Consider the following 20,663-nt stretch of genomic DNA (forward strand, 5'->3'; position numbering starts at 1 on the left):
ACGGAACGTGCCGTGTCGCATCGTTCCCGCTGTTCGCACCGTTCGTGCCGTTCGAGCCGCGACGAGCCGATCGGGGGACGGCTCGCCCGGCCGACGGCACGAGGGCGGTGCGCCGTACCTCAGGCGGTGATGTCCTTCGCCGTGAAACGGGCCCACGCCGCCGAGCCGAACACCGCCGCGTACAAGCCCTGAAGCCCCAGGTTCTTGACCACGTCGTCCCAGTACACGGGGTCGCGCAGCAGGTCCGCGTACGACATCCAGTAGTGCGGGAAGAGATACGGGTGGATGCCGCTCAACTGCGGGATCGTGTCCACGATCTGCACGGTGATCAGCAGTCCGACGGTGGCGGCCATGGCCGCGATCCCGCTGCTGGTGAGGGTCGAGATGAACAGGCCGACCGCCGCGAACCCGATCAGCGACGCGGCGACCACCACCGCGATCAGCCCGGCCCGCAGCAGCCCTTCGCCGAAGCCGATCCGGGTGCCCGAGATGGTGGTGACCTCGCCGACGGGGAACAGCAGCGCGCCCACGGCCAGCGCCGAGGCCGCCACGACCAGGGTCGCGACCAGGCAGAACGTGAGGACGGAGGCGTACTTCGTCAGCAGCAGCCGGGCCCGGCCCGCCGGGGCGACCAGCAGATAGCGCAGGGTGCCGGCGTTGGCCTCGCCCGCGACGGAGTCGCCCGCCACGACCCCGACGGCCATCGGGAGGAAGACCGGAAGCGTCACGGCAAGGGCCGCGAAGACCAGGAAGAGGCCGTTGTTGGTGATCTGGGAGAGGAACGCGGGGCCGCCCCCGCCACCGGCCGGTCCGGGCGACGAGCCGTGGTTCGTCTCGATCCGCACCGCGATCCCGATCAGTACGGGAACGGCGGCCAGCACCCCGAGCAGCGCGAGAGTGCGCCAGCGGCGGAGCGTGGTGGTCAGTTCGGAGCGGAGGATTCCGAACGTCCACAGCGGACTGCGCGTCCTGCCCGATCCGGCCGACCCGGCTGCCCCGCCCGACCCGGCTGCCCTGTCCGACCCGCCCGATCCGGCCCGTGCGGCTTCAGCCTGCGACATCGAAACCCTCTCCCGTGAGTGCGACAAAGGCGTCCTCCAACGAGGCCCGTTCGACGCCGAAGAACCGCAGGCGCACGCCCGCGTGCACCAGCGCCGTGCTGAGGTCCGCGAGTTCGACGTCGCCCGCCGGGGCCTCGGCGCTCACCCGGTCGCCGTCGACCGTGATGCCGGTGACACCCAGTTCCTTGAGGACGCGGGCGGCGTCACCCGGGTCGGGGGTGGTGACAGCAAGCCGGCCGCGGGCGCCCGCCGCCAGATCCGCCACCGGCCCCTGGGTGATCAGCCGCCCCCTGGCCATCACCGCGGCATGGGTGCAGACCTGCTCGATCTCGTCGAGGAGGTGGGAGGAGAGGAAGACCGTGGTGCCCTCCGCCGCCAGTTCCCGGACCAGGGTGCGGATCTCGCGCATGCCCTGCGGGTCCAGGCCGTTGGTCGGCTCGTCGAGGACGAGCAGGCGGCGCGGCTGGAGCAGGGCGGCGGCGAGACCGAGGCGCTGCTTCATGCCGAGCGAGTACGCCTTGGCCTTCTTGCCGGCCGCCGCGGCCAGCCCGACCCGGTCCAGGGCCTGTCCGACGCGGGCCCGGCGGGTGCGCGGATCGGCGGTCGGGTCGGCGCAGTCGTAGCGCAGCAGATTGTCCCGGCCGCTCAGGAAGCCGTACAGGGCGGGCCCCTCGATCAGCGCCCCGACCTGCGGGAGCACGGCGCGGGCCGCGCCCGGCATGGGGTGGCCGAGGACCCGCGCGGTGCCGGACGTCGGATCGATCAGGCCCATCAGCATCCGGATCGTCGTGGTCTTCCCGGAGCCGTTGGGGCCGAGGAATCCGAAGACGCTGCCCGCGGGCACGCCGAGGTCGAGACCGTCGACGGCGAGCTGGCCGCCGCGGTACCGCTTGGTGAGGCCCCGTGTCTCGATCACGGTCGCCGCCCCCGGCTCGATCACAGTCCCGGGCTCTGTCATACGTACTCCCCCTCGGTCGGTCGGGGATCGCGGACCGCCCCGCCGTACGGAGCGTACGGCGGGGCGGGTGGACACTGCCGGGAGCGCGGTGCGCCCCGGCTCAGGAGGCGCCGTTGGCCGCCTTGACCAGCGCGTCCGGCGTGACCGCGCCGACGTACACCTTGCCGTTGTCCGTCACCAGCGCGTTGACCAGGCGGGTCTTGAAGACCGTGCCCGAGCCGAACGAGCCGGAGACCTTGTCGCCCAGCGAGTCCAGGAACTGCTGTGCCTCGGCCGGTACGTCACCGGACGCCTTCGAGGGGAGTCCGGTGCCACCCGGGGTCCGGATCTCGGCGATCGCGTTCCAGCCCTCGCCGATGACCTTCGTGTCCTGGGCGCCCGAGCCCCCGGCGCCCAGCCCTTCGGCACCCGGGAAGATGCCCAGGCCCTCGGCCCCGTCGGCCTTCCGCTGCGCCTTCGCGTCGTCCGCCTCGGTCACCTTGGCGCCCTTGGGCGGGGTGAACGTGAACGAGGAGGCGGCCGGCTTCGCGAAGTCGACCTTGGTGAATCCGGCGTCGACGACGGCCTTGCCACCGCTGCTCGGAAGCAGCGTGAACTTCAGCGGCACACCGCTCTTCGCGTCGACCGCGACCGTCACCGAACCGATCGTGGAACCGCTCTGCCTGGGCTTGATGAGCAGCTTGTACGCGTCACGTCCGGCGACCTGCGCCGTGCCGTCGACCGTCACCGAGGTGGTGGGGCCCGCGGCCTTCAGGACCTGCTCGGCGAGCGCCTTCGGCGTGGTCGGCACGCCGTCGGGGGCCGGGGTCGAGTGCCCGGACTTCTGCCCGGCCCGGTGCTCGGTCCCCGCCCGCTTCTCGGTGGCGTGATAGGCCTCGTTGGACTTGCTGTCGTACGCCCAGACCTGATCGCCGTTGTGGATCAGGCTGTACTCCGCCGCGCTGTCCAGGATCGACACCCGCTGCTTGTCGGGGCCGTCGGCGGCCACCCGCAGGGTGTGCGTGCCGGACGCCAGCTCCGTCATCCTCGACTTGGGATCGGCGCTCGAATCGCCCTTGCCGCCGCCGCTGCCACCGCCCTGGGCGAAGGAGCCGGCCAGACCGCCGAGCGACGGAATGCCCAGGTCCGTACTGATCTTCACCGTGCCGGAGAGCTGCTGGGTGTCCGAGGCGGCGATCTTCTCGATGAGCTGCTGCGCGGTGATCTTCGGCAGATCGGGGTCACCGGTGCTCGCGAGCGCCGGGACGAGCCCGATCGTCGCGGCCGCCACTCCCGCCACCGCGACCGGGACGATGTAGCGCGCCGCCTTGCGGCGGCCGACGGCGGTGCCCCTGGTCCCGCCATTGCTCTCAACGCTGTCGTTCGGTGCCATATGTGCCCTACCTCCGTGGTCGGCGGCTTCCGTCCGGATGCACTCGTCCACTCCGTGCCGCCATTCTCACCGGATTGCTCAGGAGTGGTTGGTCTCCATCTGACCAAAACAGCGGCGCGGAATCGTCACTCCCGGGGAGCAACTCCGCCTACCTCTTCGGTATGACGCCGCACGAGCGGATCTCCCACGTCCCGTAGGGGAGGCACCCCGACTCCAGGGCCGCCACAGCAGCCGGGGCCGGTCCGGGAAACCGCGCCGTACGCCTGCCGATCGGGTCACGGCGCGGTGGGACAGGTGAATTCCGCGCCAACTCTTGACGATTTTCAGTCATGCGTCCACACTTCCAGGCATATCCAGTCACTTTTCCACGAAACCAGTCAGCGAGGTTGCCGGGATGCTGCCAGCCGAACGTCACCGTCGAATCTCCACCGTCGTGGAGCGCAGCGGCACGATCAGCACCGAGAGTCTGGCCGAGCAGCTCGGCGTCTCGGCCGAGACCGTGCGCCGGGACCTGGCACAGATGGAGAAGCAGGGGCATCTCATGCGGGTGCGCGGCGGTGCGGCAGCGCTGTCCGTCGTTCGCGGTCTGAGCGGCGAAGAGGCATCCTTCACGGAGCGGTCCGCCTCGCAGCAGCAGGCCAAGACGGCGATCGGGCGAGCCGCGGCGGATCTGGTCCGCTCCGGCATGACCGTCGTGATCGACGTCGGCACGACGGCTCTGCAGGTCGCCTGTGCCCTGGCGCCGGACTTCCGGGGAACGGTGGCGACCCCGTCCCTGCTGGTCGCGGCCGAGCTGTCCACCCGCCCCCATGTCGACGTGCTGGTCCCGGGCGGACGGATCCGGGGCGGCGACCTGGTCTGCTCCGGACCTCTGACGGTGGACTTCTTCAACGGCCTCTACGCCGACATGGCGTTTCTGGGCTCCGGCGGTGTCGACAGTTCCGCCGGGATGACCGACTTCTACTTCGAGGAGAACGCGACCAAGCGCGCGATCCTCGCCCGCAGCGCGCTCAGCTACGTCCTGGCCGACGGGAGCAAACTCGGACGGGTGGCTCCGCACCGCGTCTGCGGATTCGACGACTGCACCGGTCTGATCACCGACCAGGCGCCCGAACCGTCCCTGGCTTCGGTCATCGAGCAGTCGGGCGCAGTGGTGATCCCGGCCTGACACTCCTGAGCGCCGCGGCGCTCTCTCCTCGGCGATGTCTCCGTGCGAGACCCGCCCCGTGCAGCGAACGGCAGTTTCCGTAACGAGCGGTAGTTTCCGAAAGGACAGCAGGGCCATGGTCACGACCAACACAGATGTCGTACAGGGTGACGACCCATCCACAACGGGCTCCGGCTACAAGCAGGAGATGCGCCGGGAGCTGAGCCGGTACGCCTCCTTCGCCATGGCCTTCGGCTTCGTCTCGATCGCCACGGGCATCTTCACCACCTACGGCTCCGTGCTGAACAGCTCGGGCCCGCGCGGCATCTTCGCCTGGCCGATCAGCGTCATCGGCCAGCTCTCGGTCGCGCTCGTCTTCGGCGCTCTCGCCGCCCGTATCCCCATCAACGGATACGCCTACCAGTGGGTGTCCCGACTGGTGAACCCGGTCTGGGGCTGGGTCATGGGCTGGATCTCGTTCGCCTTCCTCGGAGTCGTGGTGGTCGCGGTGGACTACACCGTCGCCGCGACGATCCTGCCGGAGCTTCTCCAGTACCGGGGGACGACCCAGAACGCCTGGGCGATCACCGCCGTGGTCATCCTGCTCCAGGCGATTCTCGTGGCCGCGTCGACGCATCTGACGCACAAGGTCAACAAGGTCGCCGTCACCGTGCAGCTCATCGGCATGATCTCGTTGACCGTGCTGCTCTTCGTCGTCGGAGCGTTCACGGGCAAGCTCGACTTCTCCACGCTGTTCAGCGCCGCACCGGCCGCGACCGACGGCTACTACAGCCTGGGCACCGCCACCGAGGCCGGGCCGTTCGCCCTCGCGTTCCTCCTGGGCGCCTTCACCATCGTCGGGTTCGAGTCCGCGGCCAACCTCGCCGAGGAGACCAAGGACCCGGCACGGGTGATCCCCAAGGCCATGGCCCAGGCCGTGCTCTCCCTCGGCGTCCTCGGATTCCTGTTCCTCGTAGCGATCACCGCCCTCATCGACGACCCCGCGAAGCTCGCCACGTCCGCCACCCCCGTGGCGACCGTGATCACCGCCGTGCTCGGATCGACGGTCGGCAAGGCGCTCCTGGTCCTGGTCGTGATCTCGATCTTCTCCTGCGGTCTGGTCATCACCATGAGCGGCACCCGGCTGGTGTGGGCGATGTCCCGCGACGAGCGCTTCCCCGGGTGGCAGGCGCTGCGCAAGGTCAGCCCGTCCCGTGGCACCCCGCTCAATGCCACGATGTTCATCTTCGTCATCGCGCAGCTGATCCTCGCCAGCTTCTCCAGCTCCACCGACGCCCTGTTCTCGCTGTTCTCCGCCGCCACCCTGCTGCCCGCGATCATCTACGCCGGCACGGTGCTCATGTACATCGTCAAGCGGAAGTCGCTGCCGCCCACGCAGGGTTTCTCCCTCGGGCGCTGGGAGATACCGGTCATCGTGGTCGCCTCCGTGTGGCTGGGCTACGAACTCCTCATCTTCCGTGACCAGTCGTTCCGCGACCCCTGGCTCTACGTCCTCGTCCTCTTCGCCCTCGGGGCCGCCTACCTCGTCTACCTGCTGGTCCGGCGCGGCGTGTCCGGCATGTCGATGCCCGACATGATCAACATCGACGAAACCCTCGACGTCACCGACCCCGCTGCCCCGGGCACGGTGCACACGACCGCCAAGGAAAGCAAGCGATGAGCACCATTCTGGCCATCGACCAGGGCACCTCCGGTACGAAGGCAATCGTGGTCGACGAGCGGGGCGGGACCATCGCCATCGCCGAGGAGGAACTGCGGCCGGCCTACCTCGGCGGCGGTGGCGTCGAGCAGGACCCGCAAGAACTGCTCGACTCGGTCCTCACCGCCGGACGGCGTGCCATCGCCGCCGCAGGCAGGCCCGTCGACGCGGTCGCCCTCGCCAACCAGGGCGAAACCGTACTGGCCTGGGACCCGCGCACCGGCACCCCGCTGTCCCGGGCGATCGTCTGGCAGGACCGCAGGGCGGAGTCGATCTGCGCCGCTCTGGCCGAGCACGCCCCCTGGGTGGCTCAGCGCAGTGGGCTCGTGCTCGACTCGTACTTCTCGGCGCCGAAGATGGCCTGGCTGCGACGACACGTCACCACCGAAGGAGTGGTGACGACCACTGACACGTGGCTGGTGCACCAGCTGACCGGCGAGTTCGTCACCGATGCCTCGACCGCGAGCCGGTCGCTGCTGATGGACCTCGACAAGGTCTCCTGGGACCCGGAGCTGGTGGATCTGTTCGGTCTCGGCTCCGAGAAGCTGCCGCGAATCGTGGGCTGCGACGAGGTCATCGGCACGACCAGTGCGTTCGGACGCGAGGTGCCGGTCGCCGGCCTGGTCGTCGACCAGCAGGCAGCTCTGCTCGCCGAGGGCTGCCTGGAGCGGGGAACCGCGAAGTGCACCTACGGCACAGGCGCGTTCCTGCTGGCCAACACCGGGGACACCGCCCTGCGTTCACGGGCCGGGCTCACCTCCTCGGTGGCCTGGCGGACCGCGGCGCAGACGCCGTACTGCGTGGACGGCCAGGTGTACACCGCGGCGTCGGCCGTCCGCTGGATCCGTGACCTGGGATTCATCGGGTCCGCGAGCGAGTTGGACACCGTAGCGGCGAAGGAGTCCGACGGCACCCTGTGCGTACCGGCCCTGGCGGGCCTCGCGGCACCGTGGTGGCGTCCCGACGCCACCGCCACGTTCACCGGAATGACCCTGTCCACCGGCAAGGAGCACCTGGTCCTCGCCGTGCTGCAGGGCATCGCCGCCCAGGTCGCCACCCTGTGCGGCCTGGTCGAGGCCGACCTCGGCACGCCGCTCAGCCGGCTGCGCGCGGACGGCGGGCTGACCCGCAGCCGCACCCTGATGCAGGCCCAGGCCGATCTGGCCCAGGTACCGGTCGACATCTACCCGTCCTCGCACGCCACCCCGCTCGGCGCGGCCGCGCTGGCCAGGCTGGCCCTCACCCCGGGCATGGACCTGGCGGAAGCCGTCGGTGACTGGAACCCGGTCACCGTCTACGAACCGGTCTGGTCGGCCGACCGGGCCGCGCACTACCGCAGTACATGGGCGGCGGCCGCCGAGGCCACCGCCCGCAAGGGAGAACTCGGATGACCGACACCACACCGCACGAGCCGGACCATGTCTACGACGTCGTCGTCATCGGCGCAGGCATCGTCGGCTCGGCAATCGCCCGCGACCTGTCCGGCCACCAGCTGTCGGTCGCGCTCATCGAGGCACGCGACGACGTCGGCGACGGAACCAGCAAGGCGAACACCGCGATCCTGCACACCGGATTCGACGCCAAGCCGGGCACGCTGGAGTCCCGGCTCGTCAAGCGCGGATACCACCTGCTGTCGGAGTACGCCCGCTCGACCGGCATCCCGGTCGAGCACACGGGCGCGATCCTCGTCGCGTGGAATGCCGAGGAGCTGGCCGCCCTGCCCGGTCTCAAGGAGAAGGCCGAGCAGAACGGTTACGACCAGTGCCAGATCGTCGGCGCGGACGAGGTCTACGAGCTGATCCCGGCCCTCGGCGACGGCGCACTCGGCGGGCTCACGGTCCCCGACGAGTCGATCATCTGCACCTGGACCACGAACCTGGCCCTGGCCACCGACGCGAGGCAGCGCGGCGCCGAGGTGCTGCTCAACCATGCCGTCACCGCAGTCTCGGTGAACACCCGGTCCACCACGCTGACCACCACCGGCGGCTCTGTGGAGGCTCGTTGGGTGGTCAACGCGGCGGGCCTCGGCGCCGACCGCATCGACCGGTTCTTCGGCCACGAGCGGTTCACCGTCACCCCGCGCCGCGGTGAGCTGTTCGTCTTCGACAAGCTCGCCCGCCCGCTGGTCGACAAGATCGTCCTGCCGGTTCCCACGTCCCGGGGCAAGGGGGTGCTCATCTCTCCCACCATCTACGGCAACATCATGCTGGGGCCCACCTCGGAGGACCTCACCGACCGCACCGCGACCGGGACGTCCGAGGACGGATTCGCCTTCCTGCTGGACAAGGGCGAGCGACTCATGCCCCGGCTGCTCACCGAGGAGGTGACCGCTTCCTACGCGGGGCTGCGGGCCGCCATCGACCACGGGGACTATCTCATCGAGCCCACCCCGTCGCAGCGGTACCTCCTCGTCGGCGGAATCCGCTCGACCGGGCTGACCTCCGGCATGGCCATCGCCGAGCACGTCCACGAAGTGCTCGAAAAGGCCGGACTCGTCCTCACCGCACGCACCGACCTGCCCGGCCCTCCGCGGATGGCCAACATCGGCGAGGCGACCGTACGTCCCTACCAGGACGCCGACCGCATCGCCGCCGATCCCGAGTACGGCAAGGTCGTCTGCTTCTGCGAGCGCGTCACCGCCGGTGAGATCCGCGACGCCTTCCAATCGCCCCTGCCGGCACGCAACCTGGAGGGCCTGCGCCGCCGCACCCGGGCCATGAACGGCCGCTGCCAGGGCTTCTTCTGCGGCGCGGCTGTCAACCGACTCCTGAACGAAAACGGCTGCGGCGGCACTGCCGCCGCGCCGGCGCGGCCCGAGGTGAACTCCTGATGACCAGCACCACACTCACACCGGACGTCCTGATCATCGGGGGCGGCCCGGCCGGACTCACGGCTGCCGCCGCCCTCGCACCCCGCATCCGCGGCGAGGTCCTGGTGCTCGACCGGGAGAAGGACGCCGGAGGCATCCCCCGCCACAGCGACCACACCGGATACGGCCTGCGGGACCTGCACCGGGTCATGACCGGCCCGAAGTACGCACGCCACCTCGTCGAGCAGGCCACTTCGGCCGGAGCCACCATCCGCACCGAGACCATGGTCACCCACTGGGCGGGCGACCGGGCCGTGGAGGTCACCGGTCCGCAGGGGCGGCTGCGTGTGGAGGCCAAGGCCGTCGTGCTCGCCACCGGCGCACGCGAACGGCCCCGCGCGGCCCGGCGCATCCCCGGCGACCGGCCGCAGGGCGTCTACACCACCGGGCAGTTGCAGAACGCCGTCCACCTCCACCACAGCGAGGTCGGCAGCCGGGCCGTCATCGTCGGAGGGGAACTGGTCAGCTGGTCCGCCGCCGTCACCCTTCGCGAAGCCGGCTGCGCCACCGAGCTGATGGTCAGCCAGTACCCCAGGACGGAGTCGTACGCCGCTTTCAACGTCGCCGGCCGCGCGCTGCTGCGCGTGCCCGTCGCCAACCGCAGCCGGGTCACCCGCATCATCGGCAAGGGCCGGGTCGAGGCCGTCGAGATCGAGAATCTCGACACCCTCGCCCGGCGCACCGTCGCCTGCGACACCGTGGTCTTCACCGGGGACTGGATCCCCGACCACGAACTCGTCCGCAGCGGCGGACTCGACCTGGACCCGGGAACTCTCGGCCCGCTGACCGACACCGCCCTGCGGACCAGCCGCCCCGGCGTCTTCGCCGCGGGCAACCTCCTGCACCCGGTCGACACCGCCGACGTCGCAGCCCTCGACGGCCTGCACGTCGCGGACCAGGTCGAGGCATGGCTGACCGGGGCCGGCGAGCCTGCCCCGGGCCTGCGCATCCTCGCCGAGGCGCCGCTGCGCTGGGTGGCACCGGGGCTGCTGCGCCCGGGTGACCCGGCTCCCCCGCGTGGGCGACTGTTGCTGTGGACGGACCGGTCCATCCGGTTCCCGCACGTGATCGTCCGCCAGAACGGGCGGGTCGTCTCGGAACGGACCCTGCCGTGGCCCGCCGCACCCGGCCGAGTCTTCCGCGTGCCGTGGTCCGTGATGAAGGGCCTCAGCCCCCAGGGCGGCCCGGTCACCATCGGCCTGCGCTGACGAGCGGCCCGCACCCGGAGTACGAACGTGTCCCGGGTGCGGGCCGGTCGCAGTGCCGCCCCGGCATCTGCGGGTGACCGGCGGCCAGGACCGCGTACGTCCCTGACGCGCCCGGGACGGCAACCCTCACAGTCCCCGGTACGTGCACCACGCCTCGGGGACGGCAACCCTCGCAGTCCCCGGTACGTGCGCCGTGCCTCGGTCAACGGCAGGAAGTCCCGCCGGGCCGAGGCACGGCCGTGCCCGGGATACGGCGCCGGGGGCGCCCTCTTTCCGAGCGGTCACATCAGCGGAGCCTGCCGGGCGCCGGCGCCGAGCCGGGTGAAGTGCCACTTCCCGGACCCGGCAGGGGCCAACAGCACATCCGGACCGCGCCCCGGGCCGATCGGGCCGCCTTCGCCGCCCCCGCCCGGTGAGCAGGCGTTCGAGGCCTCGGCGCTCGCCCGATCACCGCGAGGGCGGTGCACAGCGGCCGGGACGGGCTCAGCCCGCGCGGTGCACCACCGCGTCGCACAGCTCCTCCAGCGCGGACTTCGCGTAGCCGCCGGGCAGCGGCGCCAGCGTCGCGCGCGCCTCCTGCGCGTACCGGACGGTGTCCCGCCGGGCCTGCTCCAGCGCCGGGTGGGCGCGCAGCCTGCACAGCACCTCGGCGTGCCGGGCGTCGTCGCTCAGGTCGCCGTCGAGCAGCTCGACGAGCTCCAGGTCGTCCGGCTTGCCGTCGGCCGCCGCCTGGGCCCGCAGGTGGAGCACGGGGAGCGTCGGGATGCCTTCGCGCAGGTCGGTGCCGGGGGTCTTGCCGGACTCGTGGGAGTCGGAGGCGATGTCGAGTACGTCGTCGGCGAGCTGGAAGGCGACGCCGAGCCGCTCCCCGTACTGGGTGAGGATGTCGACGGCCGACTCGTCCGCACCGGCCATCATCGCGCCGAACCGGCAGGCCACGGCGATCAGCGAGCCGGTCTTGCCGCGCATCACGTCGAGGTAGTGCTCGACCGGGTCGCGCCCGTCGGCCGGGCCCGCGGTCTCCAGAATCTGGCCGGTGACCAGCCGCTCGAACGCCTCCGCCTGGATGCGTACGGCCTCCGGACCGAGGTCGGCCAGTATGTGCGAGGCGCGGGCGAACAGGAAGTCGCCGGTCAGGACGGCCACCGAGTTGCCCCAGCGGGTGTTGGCGCTGTCGACGCCGCGGCGTACGTCCGCCTCGTCCATCACGTCGTCGTGGTAGAGCGTCGCGAGATGTGTCAGCTCGACGACGACGGCCGCGGGCACGACACCCGGTGCGTCGGGGTCGCCGAACTGGGCGGCCAGCATGGCCAGCAGCGGCCGGAAACGCTTGCCTCCAGCGCGCACGAGATGCTGCGCGGCCTCTGTGATGAAAGGCACGCCGCTCTTGGTGGCTTCGAGCAGACCCGACTCGACAGCAGCCAAACCGGCCTGGACATCGGCCTCAAGAGCGTGGTCCCGCACGCTCAGTCCGAACGGCCCGACGACGGTCACGAGGGGATCTCCTGTCTGCTGACGATCACACGGAATGTCGATGTGTCGCTGTCATCACTCAAGTCAGCGTATCCGGTCCCCTATGGATCAACGTGGGCGGCTTCCCGCCACCGCCGGTATGTTCGGGATCAGCTCATACGATCAGGAGTTCTCCCTTTGTCCCACACGGCTACCGACACCGAACCGACCCAGCCGCCGCCCGGCGACGACCATGCCTTTTTCGGCCAGCCACGGGGCCTGATGACCCTCTCCGGCCTGGAGGTCTGGGAACGGTTCTCGTTCCTCGGCATGCAGGCGATCCTGGTCCTCTACTTCGCCGACACCGTCGCCCGCGGCGGCATGGGCATGGAGGCGGGCACCGCGGCGTCCGTCTCCGCCGCCTACGGCACCCTCGTCTACCTGGTCTCCGTGGCCGGCGGCTGGCTGGCCGACCGGATCCTCGGCTCGTACCGCGCCGTCCTGTACGGCGGCATCCTCATCGCCTGCGGGCATTACGCCATGGCGGTGCCCACCGACGCCATGACGTGGACCGGCCTCGGTCTGATCAGCGCCGGAACCGGTCTGCTCAAGCCCAATGTGGCGACCATGGTCGGCAAGCTGTACCGCACCGAGGACCAGCGCCGCGACGCCGGCTTCGCGCTCTATTACATGGGCATCAACATCGGGGCGTTCCTCGGCCCGCTGGTCACCGGCTGGCTCGGGGACCACGCGAGCTGGCACTGGGGATTCTCGGCCGCCGCCTTCGGCATGACGATCGGTCTGATCCAGTACGTACTGGGCCGGCGTCACCTGGCCGGCCGAAAGCACAGCGCCGAATTCGCGCTGGAACCGGCACCGATGCGCCGTGCCGTACGGCTGATCGTGATCGGCGCCGTCGTGGTCGCCGCCGTCGCCACCGCGCTGGCCCTGGCCGGCTGGCTCACCATGGGCCGGTTCGTCGACCTGCTCACCCTCGTCTCGGTGATCGCACCGGTCGTCTACTTCGCGGTGATGTTCCGCAGCCCGCGCGTCACCGGCGAGGAGCGTGGCAGGCTGCGCCCGTACGTGGTGCTGTTCCTGGCCTCCGTCGTCTTCAACTTCATCCTCTTCCAGGCGTACTCGACGATGATTCTGCTCGCGTCGGCCAACGCCCGTACCGAGATCCTCGGCTTCCACTTCCCGGCGAGCTGGTACGCCTCGGCGCTCGGCGCCTTCGAGGTCGCGCTTGCCCCGGTGGTCGCCGCGGTCTGGGCCCGGATGGGCCCGCGTCAGCCGCACGCCTCCAACAAGATCGCGATCGGGGTGATCCTCGGCGGACTGTCCTTCCTGCTGATGGTGCTGCCCACCTCCGGGCACACCGGCGACACCTTCAAGATGGCCGCCTGGTGGATCGTCGGCTCGTACCTGCTGCTCGGCCTCGGCGACATCCTGCTGGAGACCTCCGGCATGTCCGCGACCACCAAGCTCGCGCCCAAGGCGTTCGCCAGCCAGACGATGGCGCTCTGGTTCCTCTCGCTGGCCCTCGCCAACGGCATCCAGGCCCAAGTCGTGAAGCTGTACGGCGAGGTCTCCAACCCCGCCTACTTCGGTGTCAATGGCGCGATCGCGGTGGTGGCCGGTGTGGCCGTCATCGCCGCCGGACCCTGGCTCAAGCGCACCATGCACCCCGTCCACTGAGGTACCGCCATGCACATCCGCAGCACGTATCCGTACGACACCACCCATGAGGACGTCCGCATCCCGCTGCCGGACGGCACCCGGCTGTACGCCCGGATCTGGCGTCCCGTCACCGATGAACCCGTCCCCGCGCTCCTGGAATATCTGCCCTACCGGCTGAGCGACTGGACGGCGCCGCGCGACTGGCAGCGCCACCCCTGGTACGCGGGTCACGGCTACGCCTCCGTCCGGGTGGACGTACGCGGGCACGGCAACAGCGAGGGCCTGCCGGGCGACGAGTACGACGCGACCGAACTGGCCGACGGCGTCGCCGTCATCCACTGGCTGGCCCAGCAGGAGTGGTGCTCCGGCCGCGTCGGCATGTTCGGCATCTCCTGGGGCGGCTTCAACTCGCTCCAGATCGCGGCGCTGGCCCCCGAGCCGCTGAAGGCGATCGTCACCGTCTGCTCGTCGGACGACCGTTACGACAACGACGTCCACTACATGGGCGGCTCGGTCCTCGCCGTCGACATGCACGCCTGGGCGGCCACCATGCTGGCCTTCGTCTCCCGCCCGCCGGACCCGGCGCAGGTCGGCGAGGGCTGGAAGGACATGTGGCTGAAGCGGCTGGAGGCCGTCGAGCCGTATCTCCACACCTGGCTGGCGCACCAGACCCGCGACGACTACTGGAAGCATGGCAGCGTCTGCGAGGACTACTCCGCGATCCGCGCGAACGTCCTCGCGGTGGGCGGCTGGCACGACCCGTACCGCGACACCGTCCTGCGGCTCGTCGAGCACCTCGATCCGGACAAGGTCCGCGGGCTGATCGGGCCCTGGTCGCACCAGTACCCCGACCGCGGTCTGCCGCCGGGCCCGGCGATCGGCTTCCTCCAGGAGACGCTGCGCTGGTGGGACCAGCACCTGAAGGACAAGGACACCGGCGTCATGGCCGAGCCGCTGCTTCGGTCCTGGATCAGCGAGTCGCACCGGCCCGCCACGGCGTACGAGACGCTGCCCGGCCGCTGGGTCGGCGACACCAGCTGGCCGTCGGAGAACATCGCGCCGGTCGCGTACGCCCTCCAGGGCGGTCCGCAGATCGTCGACTCGCCGCAGCAGACGGGGCTGGACGCCGGACGTTTCTTCCCGTTCGGCAACGACGCCGATCTGCCGCCCGACCAGCGCGACGAGGACGCCAAATCGGTCTCCTTCGAGTTCCCGGTCGAGGACGCGCCGATCGAGATCCTGGGCCGCCCCCGGGTGAAGCTGCGCATCCGGATGGACGCGCCCCGCGGCCAGGCGATCGCCCGGCTCTGCGACGTCGCACCGGACGGCTCCTCCACCCTGGTCACCCGCGGCGCGCTCAACCTCTCCGCACGGCACGGCCGCGACCGCGCCGAGGACTGGCCGGTGGGCCGGTACGAGGACGTGACGTTCGACCTCAACGGCATCGGGCACACCTTCCCGCCCGGCCACCGGATCAGGCTCGCGATCTCGTCCTCGTACTGGCCGTGGATCTGGCCGCAGGCCGGGTCGGTGGGCTTCACCCTGGACGCCGACGGCAGCTTCGTCGAACTGCCGGTGCGCCGGCACACCGAGGATCCCGCGATCCGGTTCGAGGAACCGGAGCAGTCGGAGCCGCTCGGCGTCGTCCACCCCGTGACGCTCGACGAACAGCGCCCCGAGCGGCTGGTGGTCCGCGACGTCGCCAAGGGCGAATGGCGGCTGGAGGTCGACCCGCGCTACGGCGGCACCCGCGTCTACCCGGACGGCCTCGAATTCACCGAGGACGCCCTGGAGACGTACACGATCCAGGAGAACGACCCGCTCTCCGCCCGTACCCGCTCCGACTGGGCGATCCGGCTGCACCGGCCGGAGATGGCGTGGGACGTACGGATCGAGACCCGCTCCGAAATCAGTGCTGACGACACCGACTTCATCACGTCCAACGAGGTGGTCTGCAAGGACGGCGGCGAGGTCGTCTTCCACCGCACCTGGGAGAAGCGGATCCCGCGCACGGCGGGCTGAGAGGGCCCGGCAGTAGGCGGCGCGGGTGAAGGAGCGGGGCCGGGGTGCGTGCGTCGCAAGGCGGAGGATTGAGTCGGATGAGGTCTCCCCTGCTCGAACGCAGCCGAGAGCTTGGGGAAGGAGCGTCGGTGATCGACGACAACGCCGCGAGGTGCGTGCCCCGACGCCGCGAAGCCCACCGCCGGGCCCTCTGAATCACCGCCGTGCCCCCGCATCCCCGGGGGCACGGCGGAACTTTCCGGGCATCAGGAGCAGTTGGGACACTCCCCCGGGGTAGCAACACCGACGTAACGTGTCCCCCAAGCGACCTGGAAAGCGAGGCAGCAACACATGCCCGAGCAGAGCAGCCCGCTCGATCTGGCCGAGGGCGACCCCTTCGGTCCGCACAACCTTCCGTACGGTGTGTTCTCCACCCCCGACCACCCCGAGGACCGCCGGGTCGGCGTCCGCATCGGCAACCACGTACTGGACGCCGGAGCCGCGGCACACGCACTCGGCTCGCCCTACGCGCAGCTCCTCGCCCAGCCGGACCTGACCGCGCTGCTGTCGGCGGGCCGCACCGCCTGGCGGGACGTCCGGCGAGCCCTGACCGCCTGGGTGACGGTCCCGGCACACCGCGCGGACATCGAACCGCTGCTGCACCCGGTCGAGTCCGTGACGCTCCATCTGCCGTACAAGGTCGCGGACTACGTCGACTTCTACGCGAGCGAACACCACGCCACCAACGTCGGGAAGATCTTCCGGCCGGACGGTGCCGCGCTGACCCCCAACTGGAAGCACCTCCCGATCGGCTACCACGGCAGGTCCGGCACCGTCGTCGTCTCCGGTGCGGACGTGGTGCGCCCGTCCGGCCAGCGCAAGGCGCCCGCCGACCCGGCGCCCGTCTTCGGTCCGTCCGTCAAGCTCGACATCGAGGCCGAGGTCGGCTTCGTCGTCGGAGTCGGCTCCGCGCAGGGCCGCCCGGTCCCGCTCGGCGACTTCCGCGACCATGTCTTCGGCCTGTCGCTGCTCAACGACTGGTCGGCGCGGGACATCCAGGCCTGGGAGTACGTCCCGCTCGGACCGTTCCTCGGCAAGTCCTTCGCCACGTCCGTATCGGCGTGGGTGACCCCGCTGGAAGCCCTGGAGGCGGCCCGGATCGCGCCCCCGGCCCGCGACTTCCCGCTGCTCCCCTACCTGGAGGACGCGGGCGAGGAGGAGGCCGGCGGGCTCGACCTGCGGATCTCCGTCGCGATCAACGGACAGCCGGTCGCCGAGCCGCCGTTCGCCACCATGTACTGGACGGCGGCCCAGATGCTCGCCCAGATGACGGTGAACGGCGCCTCGCTGCGCACCGGCGATCTGTACGGCTCCGGCACGGTCAGCGGCGCCGGACCCGGACAGCGCGGCTCGCTGCTGGAGCTGACCTGGAACGGCCGCGACCCGCTGGACCTCCCGGACGGCAAACGGACGTTCCTGGAGGACGGCGACACCGTGACGATGACGGCCTGGGCGCCGGGCCCGGACGGCACGAGGGTCGGCCTCGGCGAGGTCACGGGACGGATCGTGCCCGCGTCATGAACCCGGTTGCCCCGGAGCTCACGCTCCCCGAGGAACTGCTGCTGCTCGCGCTGGACCCGCAGCGCGGCAAGCCGGACTGCCGCAACCGCTTCCTGGAGTACGGGGTGGCGGGCGCGGTCCTCGCGGAGCTGGAGCTCCGGGGCCGGATCGCCGAACGGCTCGGCCGGGTACGGGTGATCAGCCCGTCGGCTCCCCAGGACCCGCTGCTCGCGCAGGTCCTCGGGAGCCTGCCTGCCCCGGACGAGGGCTTCGCGGGCGGCGTCGGCGCGAAGCCGTGGATACGGCGGACCGGCCGGTACGTCGAGGAGCTGTGCCTGGAGCACCTGGTCGGCCGCTCGGTCCTGCGCAGGGAGACCCACCGGTTCCTCGGTCTGCTGCCGTACCACCGCCATCCGGTGGCGGACCCGGCCCTGCCGGCCGCGGTCCGGGAACGGTTCGCGGCCACCGAGGCAGCCGGCTTCCCGGACCCGCGCGGCCGCACCCTGGCCGCGCTGGTGTCGGCGATCGGCCTGTCGGGCGCGGTGGCACAGGGCGGCCGGAGAAGCCGTTCGACGATGCGCGGCCTGGTGCACGACGAGTGGACCGCGTACGCGGTGCGCCAGAACGTACGCCAGGACAAGGCGAACCGGAGCGGCGGAAGCGCGGGAGGGGGCGGCGGCGGAGACGACTGACTGGGCGGCGGCGAGGCGGGGCGGGGCGGAGGCCGAGACTGTCAGCAGTGCGCGGGGCGTTCACACGTTCGGGGGAGCCCTATCCCGTTCCCGGCGGATACGCTGGAAAGTCCCGCGAGACTCTTCCCCAAGCTCTCAGCTCCGTTCGAGCAGGGGAGACCCCATTCATGGGAGCACTGATGAGCATCGAACCCGAGGCCCCCGAGCCGCGGTGGGCGGTTCCGCCCGTGGGCGGCTGGACCGCCGATGACCTGGACACACTCCCGAATCTGCCTCCGCACACGGAGCTGATCGACGGGAGCCTTGTTTTCGTGAGTCCGCAGACCCTGTTCCATTCACGCGCGGTCAGCTTTTTCGAATGGCAGCTGCAGTCGCTGGTACCGCCCGACCTGGAGGTCGTGCGCGAGTTCACCATCGACATCGACCGCTACAACCGCCCCGAACCCGATGTGATCGTCGTGGACGGCGAGATCATCCAGGACCCGAACCAGACCCGCTTCCCCGCCGAGTCCGTACGGCTGGCGGTCGAGGTCGTCTCCCCCGAGTCCCTGACCCGGGACCGGGAGACCAAGCCCGTGAAATACGCGCGGGCCCGGATCCCTCACTACTGGCGGGTGGAGAACCACGACGGCCGGGCGGTGGTCTACGTCTTCGAGCTGGAACCGGCCACCGGTGCCTACACCTCCACCGGCATCTTCCACGACCGGATGAAGGTCTCCATTCCCTTCCCGGTCGATCTCGACCTCACCGCCATCACCGCGCGCCGCCGGGCAGCGGCTCCGGAGTAGCTCCGGTGCCGCCACCGCCCGGCCCCGACACTCACTCGTACTCGGGCGGTTCCTCGTCCCAGCCCCACTCCGGGTCGGCGTCGGGGACCGTCACGGATGCAGCCGGGCGCGGGGCCGGCGCCTGCGCAGCCGGGCGCGGGGCCGTGGGCGGCTCCACGACCGGGGTGGCCTCGCCTGCGGTCTCCGGCAGTTCGGCCGCCGACGCGGCCCGGCCCCCCGCAGCCGCCGCCGCCGGGACCGGTGCGGCGGAGACCACCGCAGGACCGGGCTCCGGGCCCGCCGCGACATCCCCGAACGACGCGAGCACCTCCAGCACCCCCTCCCCGTACGTCGCCAGCTTCCTCTCGCCCAGGCCGCTGATTCCGCCCAGCGCGGACACCGAGTCCGGCCGCACCGCGGCGATCTCGCGCAGTGTCGCGTCGTGGAAGATGACGTACGCCGGGACGCCCTGCTCCTTCGCCTGGGCGCCGCGCCAGGCCCGAAGCGCTTCGAAGACCGGGACGGCCTCGGGGGCCAGCTCGGCGCCGGCCGCCTGGGACTTCGCCTTGCGTTCGCCCTTCGTGGAGCGCGACGCGGGCTTCGGCGCCTCCTTGCGCAGCAGCACCTCGCGCTCCCGGCCGAGCACCGAACCGCTCTCCTCCGTCAGCACCAGCGTGCCGTACTCGCCCTCGACGGCGATCAGCCCCTGGGCGAGCAACTGCCGTACGACTCCGCGCCATTCGGCCTCGGCCAGCTCCTCGCCGATGCCGAAGACCGAGAGCTGGTCGTGGTCGAACTGGATGACCTTCGCCGTCTTGCGGCCCAGCAGGATGTCGACGATCTGGCCCGCCCCGAACTTCTGCCCGCGCTCCCGCTTCAGCCGTACCACGGTCGACAGCAGCTTCTGCGCGACCACCGTGCCGTCCCAGGTCAGGGGCGGGGTGAGGCAGGTGTCGCAGTTGCCGCAGGCCGCCGCCGCGGGCTCCTGGCCGAAGTACGTCAGGAGCTGGGCGCGGCGGCACTGGACCGTCTCGCAGAGGGCCAGCATCGAATCCAGGTGGGCGGCCGCGCGGCGGCGGAACGCCTCGTCGCCCTCGCCGCCCTGGATGAGCTTGCGCTGCTGGACGACGTCCTGGAGTCCGTACGCCATCCAGGCCGTGGACGGCAGTCCGTCACGCCCGGCGCGGCCGGTCTCCTGGTAGTAGCCCTCGACCGATTTCGGCAGGTCGAGGTGGGCGACGAAGCGGACGTCGGGCTTGTCGATGCCCATGCCGAAGGCGATGGTCGCGACGACGACCATGCCCTCCTCGCGCAGGAAGCGGGACTGGTGGACGGCGCGCGTGCCCGCGTCCAGACCGGCGTGGTACGGGATGGCCTCGATGCCGTTGCGGCAGAGGTATTCGGCGGTCTTCTCGGTCGAGTTGCGCGACAGGCAGTAGACGATGCCCGCGTCCCCGGCGTGCTCCTCCTTGAGGAAGGAGAGCAGCTGCTTCTTCGGGTCGGCCTTCGGCACGATCCGGTACTGGATGTTCGGCCGGTCGAAACTGGCGACGAAGTGCTTCGCGTCGGGCATGCCCAGGCGCTGGGTGATCTCCTGGTGCGTCGCGCCGGTCGCGGTCGCGGTCAGGGCGATGCGCGGTACGTCGGGCCAGCGCTCGCCGAGGACGGAGAGGGCCAGGTAGTCCGGGCGGAAGTCGTGGCCCCACTGGGCCACGCAGTGCGCCTCGTCGATCGCGAAGACGGAGATCTCGCCACGGGAGAGCAGACCGAGCGTGGCGTCCAGGCGGAGCCGCTCCGGGGCCAGGTAGAGCAGGTCGAGCTCACCGGCGAGGAACTGGGCCTCCATCGAGCGGCGCTCGTCGAAATCCTGCGTGGAGTTGATGAAGCCGGCCCTGACGCCGAGCGCCCGCAACGCGTCCACCTGGTCCTGCATCAGCGCGATCAGGGGCGAGATGACGATGCCCGTACCGGCTCTGACCAGGGCCGGGATCTGGTAGCAGAGGGACTTTCCGCCACCGGTCGGCATGAGCACGACGGCGTCACCGCCGTCCACCACGTGGTCGACGACCGCTTCCTGCTCCCCGCGGAACGCCTCGTACCCGAACACCCGGTGCAGCGTCTGCCGCGCGTCGCTCTCGGTCACATCCATGGTCCCGCCCGTCACGCTCATCGTTCT

15 protein-coding genes are annotated in these 20,663 nt (G+C 71.0%); 10 read left to right on the forward strand and 5 right to left on the reverse strand.

Annotated elements, in window-relative coordinates:
* Nucleotides 1–119: 119 nt before the first annotated feature.
* The 3 genes from ACFVV1_RS26695 to ACFVV1_RS26705 form a co-directional block, all read right to left on the reverse strand.
* Nucleotides 120–1,061 carry an ABC transporter permease gene (locus tag ACFVV1_RS26695; RefSeq protein WP_389993891.1) on the reverse strand — a complete coding sequence of 314 codons (942 nt, stop codon included), beginning with the start codon at nt 1,059–1,061 and terminating at the stop codon, nt 120–122.
* Nucleotides 1,048–2,019, reverse strand: a complete 972-nt coding sequence (locus tag ACFVV1_RS26700) for an ABC transporter ATP-binding protein (protein ID WP_389993894.1) — start codon at nt 2,017–2,019, stop codon at nt 1,048–1,050. Before ACFVV1_RS26700 ends, ACFVV1_RS26695 begins: the two co-directional genes overlap by 14 nt.
* Nucleotides 2,020–2,119: 100 nt before the next feature.
* The gene (locus tag ACFVV1_RS26705) at nt 2,120–3,391 is read right to left on the reverse strand and encodes an outer membrane lipoprotein carrier protein LolA (protein WP_389993895.1); all 1,272 of its coding nucleotides are present in this window, start codon (nt 3,389–3,391) and stop codon (nt 2,120–2,122) included.
* A gap of 394 nt (nt 3,392–3,785) precedes the next feature.
* On the opposite strand from ACFVV1_RS26705, the gene ACFVV1_RS26710 reads away from it, so the two are divergent.
* The 5 genes from ACFVV1_RS26710 to ACFVV1_RS26730 all read left to right on the forward strand — a co-directional run bounded on the left by ACFVV1_RS26710 (nt 3,786) and on the right by ACFVV1_RS26730 (nt 10,335).
* The gene (locus tag ACFVV1_RS26710) at nt 3,786–4,559 is read left to right on the forward strand and encodes a DeoR/GlpR family DNA-binding transcription regulator (protein ID WP_389993898.1); all 774 of its coding nucleotides are present in this window, start codon (nt 3,786–3,788) and stop codon (nt 4,557–4,559) included.
* A 115-nt stretch (nt 4,560–4,674) separates the two neighbouring features.
* The gene (locus ACFVV1_RS26715) at nt 4,675–6,219 is read left to right on the forward strand and encodes an APC family permease (protein ID WP_389993900.1); all 1,545 of its coding nucleotides are present in this window, start codon (nt 4,675–4,677) and stop codon (nt 6,217–6,219) included.
* Nucleotides 6,216–7,649 (forward strand): FGGY family carbohydrate kinase, encoded by a 1,434-nt coding sequence (locus tag ACFVV1_RS26720; RefSeq protein WP_389993903.1) that lies wholly within the window; start codon nt 6,216–6,218, stop codon nt 7,647–7,649. Before ACFVV1_RS26715 ends, ACFVV1_RS26720 begins: the two co-directional genes overlap by 4 nt.
* Complete coding sequence (locus ACFVV1_RS26725) at nt 7,646–9,088, forward strand: NAD(P)/FAD-dependent oxidoreductase (RefSeq protein WP_389993905.1); 1,443 nt, start codon at nt 7,646–7,648, stop codon at nt 9,086–9,088. Before ACFVV1_RS26720 ends, ACFVV1_RS26725 begins: the two co-directional genes overlap by 4 nt.
* Nucleotides 9,088–10,335 carry an NAD(P)/FAD-dependent oxidoreductase gene (locus tag ACFVV1_RS26730; RefSeq protein WP_389993908.1) on the forward strand — a complete coding sequence of 416 codons (1,248 nt, stop codon included), beginning with the start codon at nt 9,088–9,090 and terminating at the stop codon, nt 10,333–10,335. The genes ACFVV1_RS26725 and ACFVV1_RS26730 overlap by 1 nt, the downstream gene beginning before the upstream one ends.
* 483 nt (nt 10,336–10,818) lie before the next feature.
* Here the strand turns inward: ACFVV1_RS26730 and ACFVV1_RS26735 are convergent, their stop codons facing one another.
* The gene (locus ACFVV1_RS26735) at nt 10,819–11,829 is read right to left on the reverse strand and encodes a polyprenyl synthetase family protein (protein ID WP_389993910.1); all 1,011 of its coding nucleotides are present in this window, start codon (nt 11,827–11,829) and stop codon (nt 10,819–10,821) included.
* A 156-nt stretch (nt 11,830–11,985) separates the two neighbouring features.
* Here ACFVV1_RS26735 and ACFVV1_RS26740 point away from each other — a divergent pair, with 156 nt between their 5' ends.
* The 5 genes from ACFVV1_RS26740 to ACFVV1_RS26760 all read left to right on the forward strand — a co-directional run bounded on the left by ACFVV1_RS26740 (nt 11,986) and on the right by ACFVV1_RS26760 (nt 18,508).
* Nucleotides 11,986–13,485, forward strand: a complete 1,500-nt coding sequence (locus tag ACFVV1_RS26740; protein ID WP_389993912.1) for a peptide MFS transporter — start codon at nt 11,986–11,988, stop codon at nt 13,483–13,485.
* 9 nt (nt 13,486–13,494) lie between these two features.
* Nucleotides 13,495–15,489 carry a CocE/NonD family hydrolase gene (locus ACFVV1_RS26745; RefSeq protein ID WP_389993915.1) on the forward strand — a complete coding sequence of 665 codons (1,995 nt, stop codon included), beginning with the start codon at nt 13,495–13,497 and terminating at the stop codon, nt 15,487–15,489.
* A gap of 330 nt (nt 15,490–15,819) precedes the next feature.
* Nucleotides 15,820–17,049 (forward strand): fumarylacetoacetase, encoded by a 1,230-nt coding sequence (gene fahA / locus ACFVV1_RS26750; protein ID WP_389993918.1) that lies wholly within the window; start codon nt 15,820–15,822, stop codon nt 17,047–17,049.
* Complete coding sequence (locus ACFVV1_RS26755; protein ID WP_389993921.1) at nt 17,046–17,720, forward strand: GPP34 family phosphoprotein; 675 nt, start codon at nt 17,046–17,048, stop codon at nt 17,718–17,720. The genes fahA and ACFVV1_RS26755 overlap by 4 nt, the downstream gene beginning before the upstream one ends.
* A 179-nt stretch (nt 17,721–17,899) precedes the next feature.
* Nucleotides 17,900–18,508, forward strand: a complete 609-nt coding sequence (locus ACFVV1_RS26760) for a Uma2 family endonuclease (protein ID WP_389993924.1) — start codon at nt 17,900–17,902, stop codon at nt 18,506–18,508.
* Nucleotides 18,509–18,539: 31 nt separating this feature from the next.
* Here the strand turns inward: ACFVV1_RS26760 and recQ are convergent, their stop codons facing one another.
* A complete protein-coding gene (gene recQ, locus ACFVV1_RS26765) occupies nt 18,540–20,657 on the reverse strand; it encodes a DNA helicase RecQ (RefSeq protein ID WP_389993926.1) in 2,118 nt (705 codons plus the stop codon).
* Nucleotides 20,658–20,663 lie beyond the last annotated feature (6 nt).

Source organism: Streptomyces sp. NPDC058092 (assembly GCF_042884935.1).
Lineage (GTDB): Bacteria > Actinomycetota > Actinomycetes > Streptomycetales > Streptomycetaceae > Streptomyces.

What these genes read in the sequence shown, in the direction of transcription:
- ACFVV1_RS26755 (WP_389993921.1), top strand. Translation starts at nt 17,046, where the DNA reads ATGAACCCGGTTGCCCCGGAGCTCACGCTCCCCGAGGAACTGCTGCTG.
- ACFVV1_RS26715 (WP_389993900.1), top strand. Translation starts at nt 4,675, where the DNA reads ATGGTCACGACCAACACAGATGTCGTACAGGGTGACGACCCATCCACA.
- fahA (WP_389993918.1), top strand. Translation starts at nt 15,820, where the DNA reads ATGCCCGAGCAGAGCAGCCCGCTCGATCTGGCCGAGGGCGACCCCTTC.
- ACFVV1_RS26760 (WP_389993924.1), top strand. Translation starts at nt 17,900, where the DNA reads ATGAGCATCGAACCCGAGGCCCCCGAGCCGCGGTGGGCGGTTCCGCCC.
- recQ (WP_389993926.1), bottom strand. Translation starts at nt 20,657, where the DNA reads ATGAGCGTGACGGGCGGGACCATGGATGTGACCGAGAGCGACGCGCGG.
- ACFVV1_RS26700 (WP_389993894.1), bottom strand. Translation starts at nt 2,019, where the DNA reads ATGACAGAGCCCGGGACTGTGATCGAGCCGGGGGCGGCGACCGTGATC.
- ACFVV1_RS26720 (WP_389993903.1), top strand. Translation starts at nt 6,216, where the DNA reads ATGAGCACCATTCTGGCCATCGACCAGGGCACCTCCGGTACGAAGGCA.
- ACFVV1_RS26745 (WP_389993915.1), top strand. Translation starts at nt 13,495, where the DNA reads ATGCACATCCGCAGCACGTATCCGTACGACACCACCCATGAGGACGTC.
- ACFVV1_RS26725 (WP_389993905.1), top strand. Translation starts at nt 7,646, where the DNA reads ATGACCGACACCACACCGCACGAGCCGGACCATGTCTACGACGTCGTC.
- ACFVV1_RS26695 (WP_389993891.1), bottom strand. Translation starts at nt 1,061, where the DNA reads ATGTCGCAGGCTGAAGCCGCACGGGCCGGATCGGGCGGGTCGGACAGG.
- ACFVV1_RS26730 (WP_389993908.1), top strand. Translation starts at nt 9,088, where the DNA reads ATGACCAGCACCACACTCACACCGGACGTCCTGATCATCGGGGGCGGC.
- ACFVV1_RS26710 (WP_389993898.1), top strand. Translation starts at nt 3,786, where the DNA reads ATGCTGCCAGCCGAACGTCACCGTCGAATCTCCACCGTCGTGGAGCGC.
- ACFVV1_RS26705 (WP_389993895.1), bottom strand. Translation starts at nt 3,391, where the DNA reads ATGGCACCGAACGACAGCGTTGAGAGCAATGGCGGGACCAGGGGCACC.